The 18,943-nt window shown below is 65.9% G+C and carries 19 protein-coding genes and 2 pseudogenes; 12 read left to right on the forward strand and 9 right to left on the reverse strand.

Annotated features, from left to right (window positions below):
* Nucleotides 1-232: 232 nt before the first annotated feature.
* The 3 genes from TU34_RS19520 to TU34_RS19530 all read right to left on the reverse strand — a co-directional run bounded on the left by TU34_RS19520 (nt 233) and on the right by TU34_RS19530 (nt 3,909).
* Nucleotides 233-598 (reverse strand): hypothetical protein, encoded by a 366-nt coding sequence (locus TU34_RS19520; RefSeq protein WP_150116619.1) that lies wholly within the window; start codon nt 596-598, stop codon nt 233-235.
* 138 nt (nt 599-736) lie between these two features.
* Nucleotides 737-2,176: a cytochrome P450 gene (locus tag TU34_RS19525; RefSeq protein WP_045824594.1), complete on the reverse strand. Its 1,440-nt coding sequence runs from the start codon at nt 2,174-2,176 to the stop codon at nt 737-739.
* The gene (locus TU34_RS19530; protein ID WP_045824595.1) at nt 2,173-3,909 is read right to left on the reverse strand and encodes a phytoene desaturase family protein; all 1,737 of its coding nucleotides are present in this window, start codon (nt 3,907-3,909) and stop codon (nt 2,173-2,175) included. Before TU34_RS19530 ends, TU34_RS19525 begins: the two co-directional genes overlap by 4 nt.
* A gap of 129 nt (nt 3,910-4,038) precedes the next feature.
* On the opposite strand from TU34_RS19530, the gene TU34_RS19535 reads away from it, so the two are divergent.
* The 7 genes from TU34_RS19535 (at nt 4,039) to TU34_RS19565 (ending at nt 8,377) form a co-directional block, all read left to right on the forward strand.
* Nucleotides 4,039-4,608: a TetR/AcrR family transcriptional regulator gene (locus tag TU34_RS19535; protein ID WP_045824596.1), complete on the forward strand. Its 570-nt coding sequence runs from the start codon at nt 4,039-4,041 to the stop codon at nt 4,606-4,608.
* A gap of 97 nt (nt 4,609-4,705) precedes the next feature.
* Nucleotides 4,706-5,065, forward strand: a complete 360-nt coding sequence (locus tag TU34_RS19540; RefSeq protein WP_045824597.1) for a DUF2834 domain-containing protein — start codon at nt 4,706-4,708, stop codon at nt 5,063-5,065.
* A gap of 114 nt (nt 5,066-5,179) precedes the next feature.
* The gene (gene idi, locus TU34_RS19545; RefSeq protein WP_045824598.1) at nt 5,180-5,716 is read left to right on the forward strand and encodes an isopentenyl-diphosphate Delta-isomerase; all 537 of its coding nucleotides are present in this window, start codon (nt 5,180-5,182) and stop codon (nt 5,714-5,716) included.
* A 102-nt stretch (nt 5,717-5,818) separates the two neighbouring features.
* Entirely contained in the window at nt 5,819-6,022 is a 204-nt protein-coding gene (locus tag TU34_RS19550; RefSeq protein ID WP_045824599.1) for a hypothetical protein, read from the forward strand.
* A gap of 148 nt (nt 6,023-6,170) precedes the next feature.
* Nucleotides 6,171-6,662: a flavin reductase family protein gene (locus TU34_RS19555; protein WP_045824600.1), complete on the forward strand. Its 492-nt coding sequence runs from the start codon at nt 6,171-6,173 to the stop codon at nt 6,660-6,662.
* 54 nt (nt 6,663-6,716) lie between these two features.
* A complete protein-coding gene (locus TU34_RS19560) occupies nt 6,717-7,913 on the forward strand; it encodes an acyl-CoA dehydrogenase family protein (protein WP_045824601.1) in 1,197 nt (398 codons plus the stop codon).
* Nucleotides 7,914-7,942: 29 nt separating this feature from the next.
* Nucleotides 7,943-8,377, forward strand: a complete 435-nt coding sequence (locus tag TU34_RS19565; RefSeq protein ID WP_045824602.1) for a type II toxin-antitoxin system Rv0910 family toxin — start codon at nt 7,943-7,945, stop codon at nt 8,375-8,377.
* Nucleotides 8,378-8,397: 20 nt separating this feature from the next.
* Here the strand turns inward: TU34_RS19565 and TU34_RS19570 are convergent, their stop codons facing one another.
* From TU34_RS19570 to TU34_RS24700, 3 genes and pseudogenes are all read right to left on the reverse strand, one after another.
* Nucleotides 8,398-9,045 carry a TetR/AcrR family transcriptional regulator gene (locus TU34_RS19570; RefSeq protein ID WP_045824603.1) on the reverse strand — a complete coding sequence of 216 codons (648 nt, stop codon included), beginning with the start codon at nt 9,043-9,045 and terminating at the stop codon, nt 8,398-8,400.
* Between the two features lie 57 nt (nt 9,046-9,102).
* Nucleotides 9,103-9,771 carry a 1-acyl-sn-glycerol-3-phosphate acyltransferase gene (locus tag TU34_RS19575; protein ID WP_238981399.1) on the reverse strand — a complete coding sequence of 223 codons (669 nt, stop codon included), beginning with the start codon at nt 9,769-9,771 and terminating at the stop codon, nt 9,103-9,105.
* Between the two features lie 191 nt (nt 9,772-9,962).
* Nucleotides 9,963-10,869: pseudogene (locus tag TU34_RS24700) on the reverse strand (SDR family oxidoreductase).
* Between the two features lie 179 nt (nt 10,870-11,048).
* Between TU34_RS24700 and TU34_RS19585 the strand changes: the two are divergent.
* Nucleotides 11,049-11,857: pseudogene (locus TU34_RS19585) on the forward strand (SDR family oxidoreductase).
* Here TU34_RS19585 and TU34_RS23700 read toward each other — a convergent pair.
* Together TU34_RS23700 and TU34_RS19595 are read right to left on the reverse strand one after the other, a co-directional pair.
* Nucleotides 11,833-12,159, reverse strand: a complete 327-nt coding sequence (locus tag TU34_RS23700; RefSeq protein ID WP_150116620.1) for a hypothetical protein — start codon at nt 12,157-12,159, stop codon at nt 11,833-11,835. The pseudogene TU34_RS19585 and the gene TU34_RS23700 overlap by 25 nt on opposite strands.
* Entirely contained in the window at nt 12,153-12,851 is a 699-nt protein-coding gene (locus tag TU34_RS19595; protein WP_045824724.1) for an SDR family NAD(P)-dependent oxidoreductase, read from the reverse strand. Before TU34_RS19595 ends, TU34_RS23700 begins: the two co-directional genes overlap by 7 nt.
* Nucleotides 12,852-12,944: 93 nt before the next feature.
* On the opposite strand from TU34_RS19595, the gene TU34_RS24145 reads away from it, so the two are divergent.
* From TU34_RS24145 to car, 4 genes are all read left to right on the forward strand, one after another.
* On the forward strand, nt 12,945-13,436 hold the full coding sequence (locus TU34_RS24145) for a helix-turn-helix domain-containing protein (RefSeq protein WP_203225502.1): 492 nt from the start codon (nt 12,945-12,947) through the stop codon (nt 13,434-13,436).
* Nucleotides 13,433-13,765, forward strand: coding sequence for an MmyB family transcriptional regulator (locus TU34_RS24665; protein WP_420835201.1), 333 nt, complete (start codon nt 13,433-13,435; stop codon nt 13,763-13,765). Before TU34_RS24145 ends, TU34_RS24665 begins: the two co-directional genes overlap by 4 nt.
* A gap of 180 nt (nt 13,766-13,945) precedes the next feature.
* A complete protein-coding gene (locus TU34_RS24670) occupies nt 13,946-14,074 on the forward strand; it encodes an ACT domain-containing protein (protein ID WP_150116633.1) in 129 nt (42 codons plus the stop codon).
* A gap of 272 nt (nt 14,075-14,346) precedes the next feature.
* Nucleotides 14,347-17,874: a carboxylic acid reductase gene (gene car, locus TU34_RS19605; RefSeq protein WP_045824606.1), complete on the forward strand. Its 3,528-nt coding sequence runs from the start codon at nt 14,347-14,349 to the stop codon at nt 17,872-17,874.
* Between the two features lie 74 nt (nt 17,875-17,948).
* Here the strand turns inward: car and TU34_RS19610 are convergent, their stop codons facing one another.
* On the reverse strand, nt 17,949-18,929 hold the full coding sequence (locus TU34_RS19610; RefSeq protein WP_045824725.1) for an NmrA family NAD(P)-binding protein: 981 nt from the start codon (nt 18,927-18,929) through the stop codon (nt 17,949-17,951).
* Between the last annotated feature and the right edge of the window lie 14 nt (nt 18,930-18,943).

The raw sequence follows: 18,943 nt of genomic DNA on the forward strand, positions 1-18,943 counted from the left end.
TCAGGCCCATTCGATCAGCGATCGATCGGATCAGCACGGTTCCCGCATGCCCAATCACGCCACGCCCACCAGATGTGACCGACAAGCCCGATGACCACGATGTACTCTTCACCTACGGAGTGCCTCCCAGTTCGGAAAAATGTTGACTTCAGCAATCACCATTATCCCTGCTGGACAGGCACTTCCGTCATTTCACACGCCGAACGACCTCAACTCTCGTGAACAATCCGGGCTAGAACTGTGCGAGGTCGATTCCGTGGGTATGGGCATGGCTGGTCAGCTGTTCCAACCTTCGGCGGGCGTCATCGTCACCGACGACCGCCACCTGCGATTGTCCTATCTGCTGACCCGCGAGAAATCCGAACACGTCATCGGACTCCCCGGACACCGTGACGTCCGCGACCTCATCCTTCGGACACAGAACGGCGGTGAGGCCATCTCGCGCCGCCTCCACGAGAATGTGGTCTCCCTCGGAGTCGATCCTCAGTCGCAACGGAGCGACGGCGCCGTCGAAATGCACCACGTCGGGGTACAGCGACAGCACCGCGAAGCCCAGCCACCGGCCACGGCTGCTATCGCCGGCCTTGCCCGCGGCCATGTACGGCACTCCCCACCGGGCCAACTCGACGAGAACCGGCTGTGACGAGCCTCCGCGCTCGATGCCCACGAGCTTTTCGGCCGCAGAAGCACTCGCCGCCGGCGCGGTGCCGGACGGATGGGTGAGCTCGCCGCAAACTCATAGCGGCACCCACGAGGTGTCAGCGGCGGTGCGCGGTGGCGGGAATCCCCCGACCGGTCGCAGCGTGATCGTCGATTCGAGGTGGATGCGGACGGACGGATCGGACTCGAAGCGGTACCGGCGCGCGACGACGGCCCCGAGAATCGCGGCGTTGAGCATCGCGAACCCCTGCCCGACGCACGCACGCCGACCGCCACCGAAGGGCAGATAGGAGAACTTCGGGCGGTCCGCCGCCGCCCCGTCGAGCCACCTCTCCGGCTCGAACGAGGTCGGACGCTCGTACACCGACGGATCCCGGTGAGTGCTCCACCCACTCACCATGATCCGCGACCCTGCCGGCACCTGATGACCGTTGATCACGTCGTCTGCGGCGGCCAATCTCGGGATGTGCCAGACCGGCGGATACAGGCGCATGGCCTCGAGGAAACATGCATTCAGCCATGGCATCTGCTCGGCGTCGGCGGCGGTCGGCAGCCGTCGGTCGCCGAGCACGGCGTCGACCTCGTCCTCGAGTCGCTCACGCGCCGTCGGGTGGTGACCGAGCAGGTAGAACATCCACGCCAACCCGTGTGCGGTGGTCTCGTGGCCGGCCGCGATGAAGGTCTTGATCTCATCGACAACCTTTGTGCGCGTTAGCTTTTCACCGTTGGTGGGGTCGGGGCTGTCGATGAGCAGGGCCAGCAGATCATTGCGGTCGCCGTGCCCGTGGGCGAGGCGATCGTCGACCAGTGACTCCATCACCGCATCGGTGCGCCCGGCCAGGCCGGCGTAACGCCGCCAGTGTGTGGGTGTGAAGATCCGCGCCGCACGGACGATACCGACCCGCTTCACGTCCTGGAGCAGCATCGCGGCAGGGCTTCGGCTCATCTGGCCGATCTCGTGGAGTGCCTCGCCGATCAGACTTCCCACGTCGTCTCCGGTGTCGGCGACATCGTGGCTGACCAGTGCGCGAAAGACGGTGTCGAGTCCGATGCGCAGCATCTCGCCGTCGAGATCGATCTCCCGGGCGTTCGGCGCCCCATCCCAGGTGTCGACGGTGTCGGCGGCCGCGGCGGCCATGTGGTCGGCGTAGACGCCGAGATTCCGTTTGGCGAACACCGGATTCACCATTCGCCGCGACCTGCGCCACGTGTCGCCGCGACTGGTGACCAGACCGTTCCCGAGAATCGGTCGGAAGAGATCGAACTGGTTCGATTTCGGGTAGTTGTCCTGGTTGGCCACCAGGACGTGTCTGACCGCATCGCTGCCGCGGACGAACACGACACTCTGCCAGCCGATCCTGATGCGGGAGACGTTGCCGTACTTCTCGGCGAGCGAATCCATGGTCCGCAGGATGTCGCTACCGAGATACTTGAGCCACGTGAGCGATTCGCGTGCACCAGGTCCCGGGATCGCCGTCGCGCGACCGCGTGCGGCAGGATCGACCGGCGTTTTCACGCGTCGCTGCTCTGGCGACGCACCGTGAGACCACGGGTCGTGGACAACGGGTCGAAGTCCTCAGCCCACGCCGGGATCGATGCGGTGTCGGCGATGACGGCTCCGGACTCGATCTCGGCGATGAGATCGCGCCCGACGATGGATCCCGCGGCATGGACGCCGCTGTACATCGCCCCCACGGTGCCCGGCCCCCATGCAGTACTCGTCCCGACGGTGAACAGCCCCGGGATCGGTGTCACGTCCTTCGGGCGCAACGGACCGATCTGGGTGACGCGGGTCTGCAATCCGAACGGCGCGCCACGGGTGTTGTTGACGAAGCGCGTCTGCGTTGCAGGCGTAGCGAGTTCGGCGACGACGACTTTCGAGGACGCGCCGGGAAAGACCTGCTCCATGCGCTCATACATGCCGTCGATGACGATCTTCTTGATCTCGGCGTAGCGCGGGTCGTCGCTGTAGTCACCGTCGGCGATACCGCGACCGTCGATCCCCCACAGACGGGCCTTGCTCGGGGTGATGGTCTGGACCTCGATGGTCGAGTGACCGGGCGGCACGGCGCGGCTGTTCCCCGGGTCACGTCGCGACGACGACTGCACGAACATCGGCTGACGCGTCGACATCGCGCGCGCCCACTCGGCACCGTCGGAGAAACCTCTGCCGGAACCCACGCCGGCGCCGAACTGTGCCAGCGATCGCAGCGAGGTGGCATCGTCCCAGGACGGGATGGCGAAGTAGTTGCTGTTGGGTTTGTCGGACACGTCATGGTCGACGCCGAAGAAACCGTTGATCAACGGCTGCGACATCTTCCAGCGGCTGACCCGCTCGCGGAACAGCCGCGGAAGGTGTTGGAGACCGACGAAGTCGGTGTAGGTCTTGATGACGTCGGCATCGGACACGACGACGGGAGCCGACAGCACCTCACCATCGGCCAGGAGCACGCCGTTCACACACCCACCCTCGATGGTGATCGAGATGACGTCGGCATTCGTGCGGATGGATCCGCCGTGCGCGGTGATCACCTCCGCGAACCCGGCCGCGAGCATCTGACCACCCCCCTTGGGGTAGTACGAGCCGGTGCCGACGTAGTCCTGGAAGAACGTCGCCATGGCTGCCGTGGGGAGGATCGCCGGGGTGCTGGCCAACGCCCCACACTGCACCGACAGCGCCAGCACGGCGCGGGGCGACAGCCGGCAGGCGGCCAACGTCGCCGCGTAGGGCATCACCATGAACGGTGCGGCCCACCCGGCGCGCAGCGACCAGCGGGCGAGTCCCGCGGCCGATCCCAGATCGGCGCGGGAACCGGACTCACCGATGCGCTGCATGATCGCGTGGAAGCGACGGATAGCCCGGCGCTCTTCCGGGAACGCGTCGATCAGGTTCTCGAGGTACCGGTCCCAGCCGACGGGCGTCGCGAGTTCGAAATCGGGGGCGACGATGCGGTCGAAGCCGTCGGGGTCCATCGGCAACCACTCGATGCGGTCATCGAGTCCCAGACCCCGCATCATCGTGGTGACGATGCCGTCCGGTCCGCAGTGACCGAGGTAGTGGACACCACAATCGAACTCCCACTTCCCCTTTCGGCGGAACACGTGCGACGAGCCACCCAGGGTGGTGTAGCGCTCGAGGAGGAGAACCTTCTGCCCGGCCGCCGCAAGGTAGGCCGCGGCGGACAGTCCACCGAGCCCCGAACCCACCACCACTGCATCCCACTGTGCGTTCACGCGTAGATCCCCCATGGTGAGTCCCTTCGTTCGCCAGCGAAGGCGACTAGACTGATCGGTATAGGCAGACCGTAGTACAACGATCGGTATCATTCAACGGCCAGGCGCAAGGGTGGCGACCACGACCGAAAGCGGAGAGGTGACATGTCAGCGCGAGACAAGCTCGTCTACGGCACCATCGACCTCATGCAGCGGCGCGGGGTGTCGGCGTCGGGATTGTCGGACATCCTCGAGCACAGCGATGTGTCCCGGCGATCGGTCTATCTCAACTTTCCCGGCGGCAAGCCCGAACTGGTCGCCGCTGCGACCGAGGCCGCAGGGGCCTGGATCACCGCGCAAGTCGAGGCATCGTGCGCCGAGGACGACCCCGTGAGCGCCGTGTCGGACTTCGTCGAACAGTGGCGAACCATGCTCGGCGGCAGCGATTTCGAAGCGGGATGCCCGGTCACCGCGGCTGCGATGGCACGGTCGGTGGCGCCGGCCGCGGCCGATGCGGCAGCAACGATCTTCGACACGTGGCGCGCCGTTCTCGCCGACGCCCTGACGCGGCGACAGGTGGCCGAGTCGCGAGCCACCACACTGGCGACGATGATCGTGGCCGCGGTCGAGGGTGCGGTCCTCATGGCGGTCGCCCAGCAGTCGATGACACCGCTCACCGATGTCGAGCAGGAACTCATCCCGCTATTGCGATCCGCCGTGCCGTCGCTCGACTGATCGGTCCCACGGCGACACATCGATGCAACCACCAGTGCCCGGGGCCCACCACGGTCACTCTGCTCGCTCACACCTCGGCCCCACCGAAAGGAACCACATGTCAATCCCGTCCACCGATCGTCGGCGACCGCTCATCGCGGTCTTCCTGGCCGCTCTCATCAGTCAGAACGCCATCGCGCTGCCCTATGTTCGTCGGAACGGTGTGCGGTCGATTCCCGACTTCTTCGTCGGCGACATCCTGAAGACGACCCCGGGCCGCTTCGCGATGGTGGACCTGGCCCATGTGGTCGTGGCTTTCCACATCTGGGCGCTGTCCGAGGCACGTGAGCTGAAGATCATGCGGTGGTGGGCGGCATCGATCGTGATGACTTTCGCAGTCGGGATCGCCTCAGCGATACCCTTTTTCCTGCTCGCCCGCGAACAGGCACTGATCAGCGCCGGTCGCACCAACCCCTGACGCGCGCGCCCTCGGCCGTCTCTCTACGAGCCGACGGGGGCCGTCCTCCCTGGTGAACAAATTGTTCAGTATCCTCGGGGATGCAAACGTGAGGATCAGTGGTGGAGGACGCCGATGTCGGACGTGGACATGGTCGAGTTGGTGAACGACGACGGGTCGCCCTGCGGTGTGGCACCGAGAAGCACGGTCCACGGGGCGTCGACTCCGCTGCACCGCGCCTTCTCCTGCCACCTCCTCGATGACCACGGCCAGATGTTGATGACCCGTCGAGCACTGAGCAAACGCACCTGGCCCGGAGTGTGGACCAACTCCTTCTGTGGCCACCCTCGACCCGGCGAGTCCACGGTCGACGCGGTCCACCGCTACAGCCGTCATGAACTCGGCGTCGACGTCATCCGGCTGACGCCGGTGTTGCCCGATTTCCGATATCGCGCCGTCGACGCGAGTGGTGTCGTGGAGAACGAACTGTGCCCGGTGTTCACCGCTCACTCGGTCGGCTCGCTGGACAACAATCCTCTCGAAGTCGTCGAGTCCAGATGGGCTCCCATCCAGGACATCTGGACTTCGGTGCAGGCGACGCCGTGGGCGTTCAGCCCGTGGTTCGTCGACCAGATGCACCACCTGCACGCGAGCGGGAGTCACGCCTGGTGACGCACCGAACGAAGCTGTGCCTTCGCCGGCCGGCTGCCGCTCCAGGTCATCTGTCGGGCGTTCGAATGACAAACCCGGCCGTGTCCGATTAGCGTTCGTTAGATGTCGACCGTGGATGCCGATGTCTTGCAGGCCCAGTACTTCATGGCTGAACTCGAACAGGCCGCGGAGGTGTTGGTCGGACAGATCCAGTCGATCGAGCAACGGAAATCCGGGCAACGCGAGGTGGAGCGACGTCGGCGGGAGCTCTACGACGTCCGCCGACAGATCGAGGCGTTGAGGCATCGGTTCGCCAAGCAGCTCTGACGTGTGACGGGTTTCGTCATCGCGGTGACGTCTGGCGCGGTGGGTATCCACATACCGGTGGAGACCAGCTCGGCGAGCTGGCCACCACTGACCGACGCCCCGGGTCCCACTCGTTGACATCAAGTCAATCAAATCTTAGTGTCGAGCGATGGACGCCACCGCCACCGAATCAACCAGTTCGGCTCTGCGACGCGCATTCGGATGCTTTCCCAGCGGGGTGGCGGCGATATGCGCGGACGTCGAACCGCAGGCCACCGGCATGCTCGTCAGTTCGCTCACCTCGGTCTCTCTCGACCCGCCACTGCTCTCCCTGTGTGTCCAGAACGGATCTCGCACGTGGTCCGGTCTGCGGACGGCGACCCACGTCGGGGTGAGCGTCCTCGGCGACACTCACGAACAGGTCTGCGCACAGTTCGCCGGCACCTCGGCCGAGCGTCTCCGCGGTGTCGACACCCGGCGAACTGACCAGGGCGCGATCCTCCTGACCGACGCGGCCGCCACCTTCATCTGCTCGGTCTGCGACGAGATCCCGGCCGGTGACCACTCGATCGTGATCCTGCGCATCGAGACGTTCGACACCGCACCCGAATCCGCGCCGCTGGTCTTCCATCGATCCCGGTATCGGCGGCTCGCCGGATAGCCCACACATCACCCTGAGCAGAAGATCCATCCACAACCTCGACAGGAGACCCCCATGACCTCAACGCAGGCCCCACCCATCACCACGGCCGACGACGTCCTGGCCCGGGTGACGGAATTGCTGCCCCTCATCAAGGAACACTCGGCCGAGAACGAGAAGGAGCGTCGCGTCGATCCCGTTGTCATCGAGGCACTTCGAGAGGCCGGGGCGTTCCGACTCGCCGCTCCGCGACGGCACGGCGGGCTCGAGGCGGGTCTCGAGTCGATGCTCGAACTGTCCGCCCTGATCGCCGAGGCAGACGGCGGGCCATCGTGGGTGACAACGCTGTCGAACATCCAGTCGTGGTCGACATGCCTGTATCCCACGCAGACCGTCGACGAGATCTACGCCGATGGTCCGGACGTGGTGATGTGCGGTGTCGTCACCCCGGGCGGCACCGCACGCAAGGTCGACGGCGGTTACCGCGTCACCGGGAAATGGCCCTACGCATCGGCGAGCCTGCACGCGGAGTGGATGGGCGGCGGGGTCTGGGTTCTCGACGAGGACGTCGACGAGGAAGACCAGGCGATGGTCCTCCTGCCGCGAGCCGACGCCGGCGTCGACGACACCTGGTACGTGGCCGGGATGCGCGCGTCGGGGAGCAACACGATCGTGGCCGAGGACGTGTTCGTCCCCGAGCACCGCCTGATCTCGATGCTCCCGGTCATCTCGGGCACCTACATGGCCGATCACCCGGAGTCCGCGTTCTATCGCTCCGCCTTCGGCGCCATGCTCGTGATGGTGTTGGTCGGCCCCCAGCTCGGCCTCGGCCGCGCCGCTCTCCACCTCGCGACGACGAAGGCGGCCACCAAGTCGTTGGCGTACACCAACATCGAGTGCCAGGCGGAGTCGGTGGCCTTTCAGCTGTTGATCGCCGAGGCCGCCACGAAGATCGACACCGCGCACCTTCACGCCTTCCGGGCCGCAGACGACGTGCGACGGTACGCGGAGGCGAACATCTACCCCGACTTCACCGCCCGTGCCCGGATGCGCACCGACTCCGCGGTGGCTCTGAAGTCGATCAACAGCGTCATCAACACCCTTCTCGATGCGTCAGGGGCGGGAAGTTTCGCCGAGGTCAATGCGATGCAGCGCATCTGGCGGGACTCGAACGTGGCTGCACGACACGCGGTGATGCTGCCGCAGGTGTCCATGGAGACGTACGGCAAGGCGCTGCTGGGTCAGCGCGACCACATCACCGCCATCATCTAGCTCGGACACGAGTGATACAGGAGCCATCGATGCCCGAGATAACCACCGCGAGAACACTGCAGACCTCCCAGGAGAAGGCGTGGGCCGTGATCTCCGACCCGACGCGGTTCGCGGAGTGGAACACCTTGCACACCTCGTGGGGAACACAGCCGCCCACCGACCTCGCGGTCGGCACCACGATGACCGAGGTCGTCACCATCAAAGGCGTGGTCGACACGATCGACTTCACGACCACCGACTACGACGCACCCCGTTTCGTCCAGTTGGAAGGGTCCGGGAGCACCGCGTCCACCGTGCAACTGGACTTCACCGTCGAGCCCGATGGTGACACCGCGTGCGTGGCCACCCTGCACGTGATCTTCAACGCCTCGATCCTGTTCGGCCCGCTCGGCAAGATCGTCCAGAAGGCGTTCGGCAAGCAGCTCGACAAATCTCTCGAGAAGCTCAGCGAGATAGTCGAATAGGTCGTCGGCGGCCCACCTGCTCACTCCAACAGCGCGACGGCGCCATCGAGGTCGATGCCGGGGTCGAGTACGTGGGCCGTCTGGATACATGCGACGATCAGCGATTCCATCCACCGGACCATGTGGTCGACATCGAACGCATCGGTGTTGTCGAGCCACTGGACAGTCGACTCATCCAACGCGCTGACCGCGGCGCGACCCACCATCCGCAGTGCGGGGTTGTCACGGTCCAGACCCATCACCGCGGCGAAGGCCGCGAGAGCCGTCCACCGCGCCGCCTCGTAGACCTCCCACGCCTGCGGGTCCGCACCTCGACCCCCCAGCACGAGTCGTAGCGCCAGGCCACGATGCTCGCGGAGGTATTCGAGGTGCTGTCGCAGGGCCGTCCGCACGAGTTCTCGGGGAGTCGAACCCGGCCGAAAGACGAACGCGGCGTTGAGTTGGTCCGCGGTGGTGCGTACAGCCTCCAGGTAGATGCCGCGCTTGTTCCCGAAATAGTGGAAGAGCAACCCGTGCGCCACGTCGGCCCGCGCGGCGATGTCGGCCACCGCCACCTGCTCGTAGTCGCTCTCGGAGAACACCTCGATCGCCACGTCCACGAGCCGCTTGCGCGTCTCGGCCTTCTGCGCCGCCCGCTTGCTCGGCTTGGCCGACGACGACCGGGACAACGGGACTCTCCTTCGGTTGCGCGGCGACGATGATCTTCGACTGACCCTACCGCCACCTCACCCGACGAACGGCGTCCTGTTCTCGGTCATCGCGGTCAGTTCGCGTTCCATCACCTCATGGACGCGGTGCGCATAGTCATCAGCGGATTCGCCGTCGCGCGAGGTCATCGCGGGCAGGACCGTGGTGGTGATCTTGGTGGGGAGCGGGAGGTAGGGCAACAGTCCGACGAATCCGGTGGTGAGGCCCCACGGGAGGGATATCGACGTGGGAAAGGACTTCAACCGCAGCAGTTTGTCGAGTCCCGCGAGACGTGCGAGTCGCCGTCCGCCGCTGATGACGAACAACGACTCACCAGCACCCGCCGTGACGAGGACGATCGGCACCCCGGCTTCGGTGGCGAGCCGGGCGAACCCGGTCCGGCCGTCGAACATGACCCGGTTGCGATCGCTCCATGACTTGAAGCCGTCGATGTCGCCGCCGGGGAACACGAGGACATGCCGTCTCGCCCGCAACGCCACCACAGCCGCGTGGTGGTTCGCGGGCGTCGCGTCGAACTTCTCGACGACGCGTCCCAGACCGAGCGCCCAGGCGATCTGATGCGTCAGGATGCTGACTCGGCGCTTGTCGCCGGTCTGTTCGTACGCCGACGCGAACGCCAACACGTTCAGATCGAACACACCGCCGAACCCGTGGTTGGCGACGAACAGAACGGGACCTCTCGGCATCGGGCCACGGTGGTCGGCTTCCATCCGGTGATAGAAGCGAGCCACCGCGACACTCATGCCCACGATTTGCCGCGGCACCACGTCCATCAGTCGACCTCAGGTCGCATTCGGGATCAGCGCGACGTGTGACCGCGGCGGGCGGCCTCGCGTTCGGCGAACTGGCGGTAGGTGGTCGCCGGTCGCCCCAGCAGCTACGGCAGCACCGCCATGTCGCCGGCGGGCAACCCGTTCTTGTCGTAGTAGTTCATCATCGTGACGTAACAGTCGACGGACTCCTGCGGCCAACTCCGGACACCCTTCGCGTTGGATGACTGCGCCAGACCGCGCGCGATCTGCAGCGGGGCGTGAATGGTCGTCGCGCGCAACGATCGGACGAGAGCGACACCGAACCCACGCGCCCCGAGCCACGGATTCTTCACGACGCCGGGCGGGAGGCGCAATGCCGACACCTTGTGTCCGAGAACGTCTCCCCAGATCTTCGCCATCTCATGGCGGGTGAGTTCCTGGGTCGACAGGTCGTAGGTCTGCCCCGCGTGCTCGTCGACGGGTGCGGTCATGATGCGCCCGCCGACCTCGCTGACGTCCTCCGCGTCGACGACCCCCATCACCGAGTCCGGCGAGGACGGGTACGGCAGCACCTTGCCGCGCACGAACTCCCAGAAGTCCAGATAGTTCTGCATGAAATGCGATGCCCGCAAGAATGTCGACGGGATCCCCGAGTCACGGAAGACGTCCTCGACGCGCCCCTTCTCCTGATGGTGGAACATCTCGACGATGTCGGGGTGGATGACCCGAGTGGTAGGCGATGTGCTCCACCTTGTTCGCACGCGCCGCCGCGACGATATCTTCAGCGATCGACACCTCGCGGACGATGCTGGTCGGATTCGCGTGGAAGATTCGCTCCACTCCCGCGACCGCGGCGGTGAGGTCGTCGGACGATCGGATGTCGCCGATCACCGTCTCGGTCGCCCCGTCTGCCCGAGCGGTTCGCGCCTGATTCTCGTTCTTGACGAACGCGCGAACGTCGACGCCGCGGCCGTGCAGGTCACGCACCAACGCGCGTCCCATGCCACCACCGGCTCCGGTCACCAAAATCATGTGTCGCTCCCTCGTTGGATCGGTCGACCCATACTAGCCAGTCGATTGACTTGAAGTCAATGAACCTCGACGCTTCACTGACTTCGAGTCAGTGGCATCCTATGATCCTCCAGGGCGGACCGTCGGCGTCGGCGAGCCGATGGCACACACCGCGCTGTCGCCCCATATATCGAGGTCGCATGCACACAGCAGTCATCACCGGCGCGTCGTCGGGAATCGGTCGGGCGATTGCCGCGCTACTCGTGGAACGCGGATACCGGGTCATCGGCACCAGCCGTGACAGCGCAACCATCTCCGATCCCATCCCCGGCGTGGACTACCGCGACCTCGACCTCACGTCCACCCAGTCGATCTCAGCGTTCGCGGCCGGACTCGGTGACAGCGATGTCGACGTACTCATCAACAACGCGGGCGAAAGCCAATGTGGGCCGTTGGAAGAAATTCCCATCGACGCCCTACGGCGGTTGTTCCAGATCAACGTGCTCGGGCACATCGAGCTCACCCGGTTACTCCTGCCCGCGATGCGTGCACGGCGCCGAGGACGGATCGTGTTCGTGGGTTCGATGCTCGCCAGCTTCCCCCGCTCGCCTACCGCTCGTCGTATGTGGCCACCAAGGCGGCGATCAAAGGCTTCGCCACCGCGGCCCGGCTCGAGGTGGCGCCGTTCGGTGTCGCGATCACCACCGTCGAGCCGGGATCGATCAACACCGGACTCTCGGAACGCCGGACCAAGTATATCGCCGACGACTCCGCCTACCGCAAGGCGTTCACCGCGACCGTGGCCGCACTCGACGCCAAGGAGGCAGGGGGCATCTCGGCGCAGCGCGTCGCCGAGACCACCCTGAAGGCCGTCACCGCCACGCGACCGGAGCCGCTTTACGCGGTCGGCAGCAAGGCGCCGGTGGTGTTCGCCGCACGTCGACTCCTGCCGCGCCGCGTCATCGAGTCGGTGATGGCGAAGTCCTACGGGGTGACCGGATCCGACTGACGCAGAACCAGATCAGCCGACCGTGACGCCACGCCGGGCGGGTTCACGCGCAGCGAACCCCCGGTAGCTGGTGGCCGGGACCCCATCGCGGTCCGGGCGATCACGCTGACCAGGTCACCGATCTCGTCGGCGACGGCGTGCGCGCTGCAATCCAGCATCGAGCCGATTTCGGGGTCGCGCAACGCTGTTGTGTGGCGGATCAGCGGGAAGGATGACTCGGCCGTGACACCAGATCCGGCAACCGGATCAAGCTCCAAACTCGCCCGACGGCTATCGCTGAACGCGATCAGCGCATCTACCATCGAAGACGTCCATTCTTGTTGCTGACCGTCCCGGTCGGCCCATCGCCCGCAATGGTCGCGAGGCGCACGATCTCATCGGTGCCCTCGGTGACGTCGTGGGCGCCGTCGCCAGCGTTGAGGTCGGTCCGCGTATAGCCGGGGTCAGCAGCATTGACCCGAATGCCGGGCAACGCGCGCGAGTATTTCAGTGTGAGCATGTTCAGCGCGGTCTTCGACACGGCGTACACAGGCGGTATCACCTGCCAATCGAAATAGTCGTGCTCGACGGTGTCGTGTATCGATCCGACTCCGGATGAGACGTTGACGATCCGGGCGTTGTCCGACATCTCCAGCAACGGGACGAACGCGTTGGTCACCCGCATGGCACCGAACAGATTGGTGTCGAGGACGATACGGGCGTCGTCAACCGACGTGTGTTCGAGCGGGCTGCGCCCACCGGTGACGCCGGCGTTGTTGATCAACACCTCCAGCCGCTCGTGTTCCGCGCGAACCTGGCGCGCGGCGGCGTCGACACAGCCCTGATCGGTGACGTCGAGATGGACGAACTCCACACCCAGGTCGGCGGCGGCAGCCTGACCGAGTTCTCGGTGGCGTGCACCGATGATGACGGTGTGACCTGCCTGCCGCAGACGCCTGGCCGTCTCGCGACCAATTCCCTTGTTTGCCCCGGTTATCAGCGTCACGTCACTCATGTTCTCGACGGTATGCGGCAGGACCGCAGACCAGAAGATGATGACCGTCGGTAGGACTGTCAGTACCACCGTCGGGGCGGACACACTGGAGTGATGTCGATCGAGCACAGGGAACCGCCGACCGCGCAATCGTCAGCCGGGTTCGCGTCGCTGCTGCATTCGTGGCGTGATCGCAGCGCGCCGATGTCGGATGTGACGGGCAGGCCACGACGTTCCTCGGGTATGCGCCGCGAGGAACTCGCCGTACTGGCCGGAATCTCTGTGGACTACCTCATTCAGCTCGAGCAGGGCCGGGCGACGAACCCGTCACCGGCGGTCGTCGCAGCGTTGGTCCGAGCCATGGGGCTGGCCGCCGCCGATGCTGCAGTGCTTTGTGGCGCAGCCGGTTTGGCGGCACCGGCGTCTGTTGTGGATCGGTCGGTTCCCGACAGCGTCACACGGATGGTGGCGCGGGCAGATCGGCTGCCCACTGCGGTCTTTTCCGCGGACTGGTGGCTGTTGCAGTGGAATCCCGCATGGTCGGCGCTCATGGAGATCCGATGGAACTGTCCGGCCGCCGACGCAACCAAGCGTGGTACGAGATGACCGAGGACACCTCAGCAGTGTGGGTGGACCCCGAAGAACACGCCCGGTTTCGGGATGCAGTGGTCGGAGACCTTCGCATCGCGCAGATAGCCCACCCCGCAGATCCTGAACTCGACGACCTCATCCGTGACCTCAAGAGCGCCAGTGCCGAGTTCTCCGGGCTGTGGCGTACCGCCACGCCGACGTTCTACCGGGGAGCGCGAAAGACCTTCACTCACCCCGTCTGGATCCGATCACCCTCATCGGAGACGTTTTTCATGCCACCGGCTCGGATGTGCGGGTCATCGTCTACTCGGCGGAGACCGGATCCCAGGAGGAGACGCGACTGAACACGCTGACGTCTGACGGCTAGCGTCTCCATGATGGCCACGCTCGCACTCGACATCGTCGCCCAACACCTCGAAGTGCTCGGCGGCGAGTTCGTGATCGAGCACGCTTGACCGCCTTCTATTCCGGTGGTTCCGCACACGAACTCGACCAACCCGGCATGACCGTATCGATGATCGCCCCTGTCGGCCGACGGCATACCCGTCTTCGTCGGCTCAACGGCCACCGCCGACATCGTCCTGACCCCGTCGACACACAAATCGGTCGCGGTCGAGGCGCTTCGGGCAGCGGGTCACCACATCTCCGTGTAGCGCCTACCGACGTCGCCGCGACGGCGTTGCGTTGACGTCGGCGAGGTGTGGCCGAGGAGCCGTCGCGGACGCTTTTCATACAACGCGACCACGCGAATCCGACTAAGCGGTCGCGCTGTCCGACCAGGTGTGTCTGGTGCGCCACACTGCGGTGGCCGGTGGGTGCGAAGCGCTGCTAACGTTTACATCGTTAGGCTATGCAAAATCCTGTACGGGTGCTCAGGACGCCTACTCGTCCTCCCGTCCGGCCATAGTTCGAAGGAGTACCACCCATGTCTGTCGACACCCAGGACGACCAACTCGCCCGCCGCATTGCCGATCTGGTCGGTGACGACGCGCAGTTCGCCGCCGCGCGCCCCGACGACGCGGTGACCGCGGCGATCAACGAGCCGTCGCTGCGACTCGCCCAGATCATGGACACTCTCGCCGAGGGCTACGCCGACCGACCCGCACTCGGGGCGCGTGCCGTCGAGTTCGTCGAGGACCCTGCGACCGGTCGCACCACCACCACGCTGCTGCCGCGCTTCGAGACCATCACCTATCGCGAGCTGTGGGCCCGTTTGCGCTCGGTCGCCGCGGCACTCGCCGACGGTGCGGTCTCGCCCGGCGACCGCGTCGGGGTGTTGGGGTTCACCAGCATCGACTACGCGGTCATCGACATGGCGACGGTTCTGCTGGGCGCGGTGTGCGTGCCCTTGCAGACCAGTGCGCCGCTGACCCAGCTGCAGCCCATCGTCGACGAGACCGAACCCACGCTGATCGCCGCGAGCGTCGATCACCTCGGTGACGCGATCGGACTCAGCGGGAACAGCGAGTCGCCCGCACGGTTGATCGTGTTCGATCTGCACCCCGAGGTCGACGACCACCGCGACGCGGTCGCCGATGCGCAGCGTCGCCTCGCCGACGGCGAGCACGCGGTGACCGTGGAGGCGCTCGCCGACGTGATCGCACGCGGTGAGTCGAAGGTGACCGGCCCGGTTCCGGTTGTGGGCGAGGGCGATCCGCTGTCACTGCTGATCTACACCTCGGGTAGCACCGGCCGACCCAAGGGTGCGATGTACCCGGAGAGCCTGGTGACCAACGCATGGCGGCGGTCGACGAACATGGTCGGTGCGCAGGGCACCACCGGTCCGTCGATCACCCTGAGCTTCATGCCCATGAGCCACGTCATGGGGCGACACATCCTGTTCGAGACGCTCGCGTCGGGCGGGACGTCCTACTTCGCGGCGACCAGCGACCTGTCGACCTTCCTCGAGGACCTCGCGCTGGTGCGACCGACGTTGCTCAGCTTCGTCCCCCGGATCTGGGAGATGATCTTCACCGAACACCAGAGCGCCCTGAACCGTCGCGTGAACGCGGGTGAGGACGAGGCCACCGCGAGCGAGGCGGTCTCGGCGGACCTGCGCGACAACCTGCTCGGCGGGCGATACGTTGCCGCACTGACGGGTTCGGCGCCGATCTCGGCGGAGATGACCGCGTTCGTCGAATCGTTGCTCGGACTGCACCTGGTCGAGGGGTACGGATCCACCGAGGCCGGGATGGTGTTCATCGACGGAGCGGTCCGCCGTCCCCCGGTGATCGACTACAAGCTCGTCGACGTCCCCGACCTCGGATACTTCCACACCGATCGTCCCAACCCGCGCGGCGAGCTGCTCGTCAAGTCCGACACCATGTTCCCCGGATACTTCAACCGTCCCGACGCCACCGCCGACGTCTTCGACGAGGACGGTTACTACCGCACCGGCGATGTCGTCGCCGAGACCGGTCCCGATCAGCTGGTCTACCTCGATCGCCGCAACAACGTCCTCAAGCTCTCCCAGGGCGAGTTCGTCACCGTGTCGAAGGTGGAGGCGGTCTTCGCCGACAGCCCCGTCATCGGGCAGATCTATATCTACGGCAACAGCGCTCGTGCGTTCCTGCTGGCGGTCATCGTGCCGACCGACGATGCCCTGGCCCAGGTCGACAGTGATGTCGACGCGGTCAAGCCGATCCTCGGCGAGTCGTTGCAGCGGGCCGCCAAGGCCGCGGGTCTGCAGTCCTACGAGATCCCCCGTGACTTCATCGTCGAGACAACGCCTTTCACGCTGGAGAACGGTCTGCTGACCGGCATCCGCAAGCTCGCGCGTCCCCGGTTGAAGGAGAAGTACGGCGAAGCGCTCGAACAGCATTACGCCGACCTCGCCGACGGTCAGACCAACGAACTGGCCGCGCTGCGCCGCGACGGCGACACCGCACCGGTTCTCGAGTCCGTGAGTCGAGCCGCGGCCGCACTGCTCAGCGCGTCGGCCTCCGACGTGCAGGCCGATGCGCACTTCACCGACCTCGGTGGTGACTCGCTGTCGGCGGTGACGTTCGCCAACCTCCTTCGCGAGATCTTCGACATCGATGTCCCGGTCGGCGTCATCGTCAATCCGGCAGCCGACCTGCAGGCCATCGCGGACTACATCGACAACGAGCGGAACTCGGGTGCGACCCGACCCACGTTCGCGACGGTGCACGGCGCCGACGCCACCGCGGTCCACGCACGGGATCTGACCCTCGACAAGTTCGTCGACGCCGAGACCCTCGCCGCGGCACCGTCGTTGCCGCGCCCCGGCGAGCAGGTCCGTACCGTTCTGCTCACCGGCGCGACCGGCTTCCTCGGTCGGTTCCTCGCGCTGGAATGGCTCGAGCGGATGGATCTCGTCGACGGCACCCTGATCTGCATCGTGCGCGCGAAGGACGACGCGGCGGCCCGGGCGCGACTCGACGCGACCTTCGACAGCGGCGACCCGGCCCTGTTGGCGCGATACGAGAAGCTGGCCGCCGACCATCTCGAGGTCGTCGCGGGTGACAAGAGCGAAGCCGATCTCGGTCTCGACGCGCAGACGTGGCAGCGCATCGCCGACACCGTCGACCTGATCGTCGACCCGGCGGCACTGGTCAACCACGTGCTGCCGTATGCGCAGCTGTTCGGCCCGAATGCCCTGGGCACGGCCGAGCTGATCCGCATCGCGCTGACCAGCAAGCTCAAGCAGTTCGCCTATGTCTCGACCATCGGTGTCGGGGCCGGTATCGAGCCGGCGTCGGCGTTCGTCGAAGACGCCGACATCCGCGAGATCAGCGCCACCCGTGCGGTGGACGAGACCTACGCCAACGGTTACGGCACCAGCAAGTGGGCCGGCGAGGTGCTCCTGTGGGAAGCGCATGATCTGTGCGGTCTGCCGGTGTCGGTGTTCCGGTGCGACATGATCCTGGCCGACACCCAGTTCGTCGGTCAGCTGAACGTGCCCGACATGTTCACCCGGTTGATGCTGAGCCTGGTGGCCACCGGGGTCGCCCCGAAGTCGTTCTACGAGCTCGACTCCGATGGCAATCGTCAACGCGCCCATTACGACGGACTACCAGTGGACTTCATCGCCGAGGCGATCTCGACCCTGTCGGTCCAGCTGCTCGACGGTTTCGAGACGTACCACGTGATGAACCCGTACGACGACGGCATCGGTCAGGACCAGTTCGTCGACTGGCTGGTCGATGCGGGGTACTCGATCCAGCGTGTCGACCACTACGACACCTGGCTCCAGCGGTTCGAGACCGCGGTCCGCGCGCTGCCTGCCAAGCAGCGGTCCGCGTCACTGCTGCCGTTGCTGCACAACTACCAGCAGCCCGTGCCGCCGCTCAACGGGGCGATGGCATCGACCGATCGGTTCCGCGCGGCGGTACAGGACGCGAAAATCGGTCCCGACAAGGACATCCCGCACATCACACCGCAGATCATCGTCAAGTATGCCACCAACCTGGAGGTTCTCGGACTGCTCTGAGCCGATTCCGCGAGGCAGTGCAGCGGTGACGTTCGAGCACAGGCACGTTCGACGTTCCACAAGCGCGAGGGGATTCAGCCGACGGTGGCCCCACGCCGGGCGGCTTCACGCGCGGCGAACTCCCGGTAGCTGGTGGCCGGTCGACCGAGCAGTTCCGGCAGCACGGTCATGTTACCGGCCGGCAGTCCGACCGTGTCGTAGTAGCTCATCATCGCGACATAGCAGTCCTTGGACTCCTCCGGCCAGTTCCGCACGCCACGGGTGTTCGACGAGCCGGCCAGTCCACGAACGATGCTCCCCAACGCATGGGTCTTGGTCGACGCCAACGACTTGGCGACGATCGTCGCGGCCGCACCGACACCCTGCAACGGGCTCTTCACCGCCGTGGGAGGGAGTCGCACGGCCGAGACCGAATGGCCCAGAACGCCACTCCATATCGCTGCCATCTCGTGGCGGGTGAGCTCCTGGGTCGATAAATCGTACGTTTTACCCGCATGACCGTGCGGCGACGCGGTGATCATCGCACCCACCTCACCGATGTCCTCCGCGTCGACAACACCCATGACCGAGTTCGGCGACGACGGGTAGGGCAGAGTCCCGGCGAGCATCAGGTCCCAGAAATCGAGATAGTTCTGCATGAAGTGCGACGGCCGCAGAACAGTCGCCGGGACGTCGGACGCATGCAGCAGCGCCTCGACTCGCAACTTCTCCTGGTGGTGTGGCAACTCCTTGATCTCCGGATGGATCACCGAGTTGAACACGATGTGTTCGACGTCGTTGGCGCGCGCGGCGGCGATCAACCCCTCTGCGATCGCCACCTCCCGCACCACGGCCGTCGGACATACGTGGAACACCCGGGCGACGCCGGGGACCGCACCCACCACGTCATCAGTTGACCTGATGTCGCCGATCACCACCTCGGCCGCACCGTCGGCACGCGCGACGCGGGCCTGCTCCTCGTTCTTGACGAACGCACGAACCTTCTCGCCTCCCTCGGCCAGCCTGCGCGCCACGCCGCGGCCCACTCCCCCGCCGGCTCCGGTCACCAGGATCATCTCGACCACGTCCA

The organism is Williamsia herbipolensis (genome assembly GCF_000964005.1).
GTDB classification, from domain to species: Bacteria; Actinomycetota; Actinomycetes; order Mycobacteriales; family Mycobacteriaceae; genus Williamsia_A; species Williamsia_A herbipolensis.

Excerpts from the sequence above, each read along its gene's own strand:
- TU34_RS19560 (WP_045824601.1), top strand. The coding sequence starts at position 6,717 with ATGACCTCAACGCAGGCCCCACCCATCACCACGGCCGACGACGTCCTG.
- TU34_RS19535 (WP_045824596.1), top strand. The coding sequence starts at position 4,039 with ATGTCAGCGCGAGACAAGCTCGTCTACGGCACCATCGACCTCATGCAG.
- TU34_RS19565 (WP_045824602.1), top strand. The coding sequence starts at position 7,943 with ATGCCCGAGATAACCACCGCGAGAACACTGCAGACCTCCCAGGAGAAG.
- TU34_RS19540 (WP_045824597.1), top strand. The coding sequence starts at position 4,706 with ATGTCAATCCCGTCCACCGATCGTCGGCGACCGCTCATCGCGGTCTTC.
- TU34_RS19595 (WP_045824724.1), bottom strand. The coding sequence starts at position 12,851 with ATGAGTGACGTGACGCTGATAACCGGGGCAAACAAGGGAATTGGTCGC.
- TU34_RS24665 (WP_420835201.1), top strand. The coding sequence starts at position 13,433 with ATGACCGAGGACACCTCAGCAGTGTGGGTGGACCCCGAAGAACACGCC.
- TU34_RS19555 (WP_045824600.1), top strand. The coding sequence starts at position 6,171 with ATGGACGCCACCGCCACCGAATCAACCAGTTCGGCTCTGCGACGCGCA.
- TU34_RS19530 (WP_045824595.1), bottom strand. The coding sequence starts at position 3,909 with ATGGGGGATCTACGCGTGAACGCACAGTGGGATGCAGTGGTGGTGGGT.
- TU34_RS19550 (WP_045824599.1), top strand. The coding sequence starts at position 5,819 with ATGTCGACCGTGGATGCCGATGTCTTGCAGGCCCAGTACTTCATGGCT.
- TU34_RS24145 (WP_203225502.1), top strand. The coding sequence starts at position 12,945 with ATGTCGATCGAGCACAGGGAACCGCCGACCGCGCAATCGTCAGCCGGG.
- TU34_RS19520 (WP_150116619.1), bottom strand. The coding sequence starts at position 598 with ATGGCCGCGGGCAAGGCCGGCGATAGCAGCCGTGGCCGGTGGCTGGGC.
- car (WP_045824606.1), top strand. The coding sequence starts at position 14,347 with ATGTCTGTCGACACCCAGGACGACCAACTCGCCCGCCGCATTGCCGAT.
- TU34_RS19575 (WP_238981399.1), bottom strand. The coding sequence starts at position 9,771 with ATGCCGAGAGGTCCCGTTCTGTTCGTCGCCAACCACGGGTTCGGCGGT.
- TU34_RS23700 (WP_150116620.1), bottom strand. The coding sequence starts at position 12,159 with ATGGTAGATGCGCTGATCGCGTTCAGCGATAGCCGTCGGGCGAGTTTG.
- idi (WP_045824598.1), top strand. The coding sequence starts at position 5,180 with ATGTCGGACGTGGACATGGTCGAGTTGGTGAACGACGACGGGTCGCCC.
- TU34_RS19610 (WP_045824725.1), bottom strand. The coding sequence starts at position 18,929 with ATGATCCTGGTGACCGGAGCCGGCGGGGGAGTGGGCCGCGGCGTGGCG.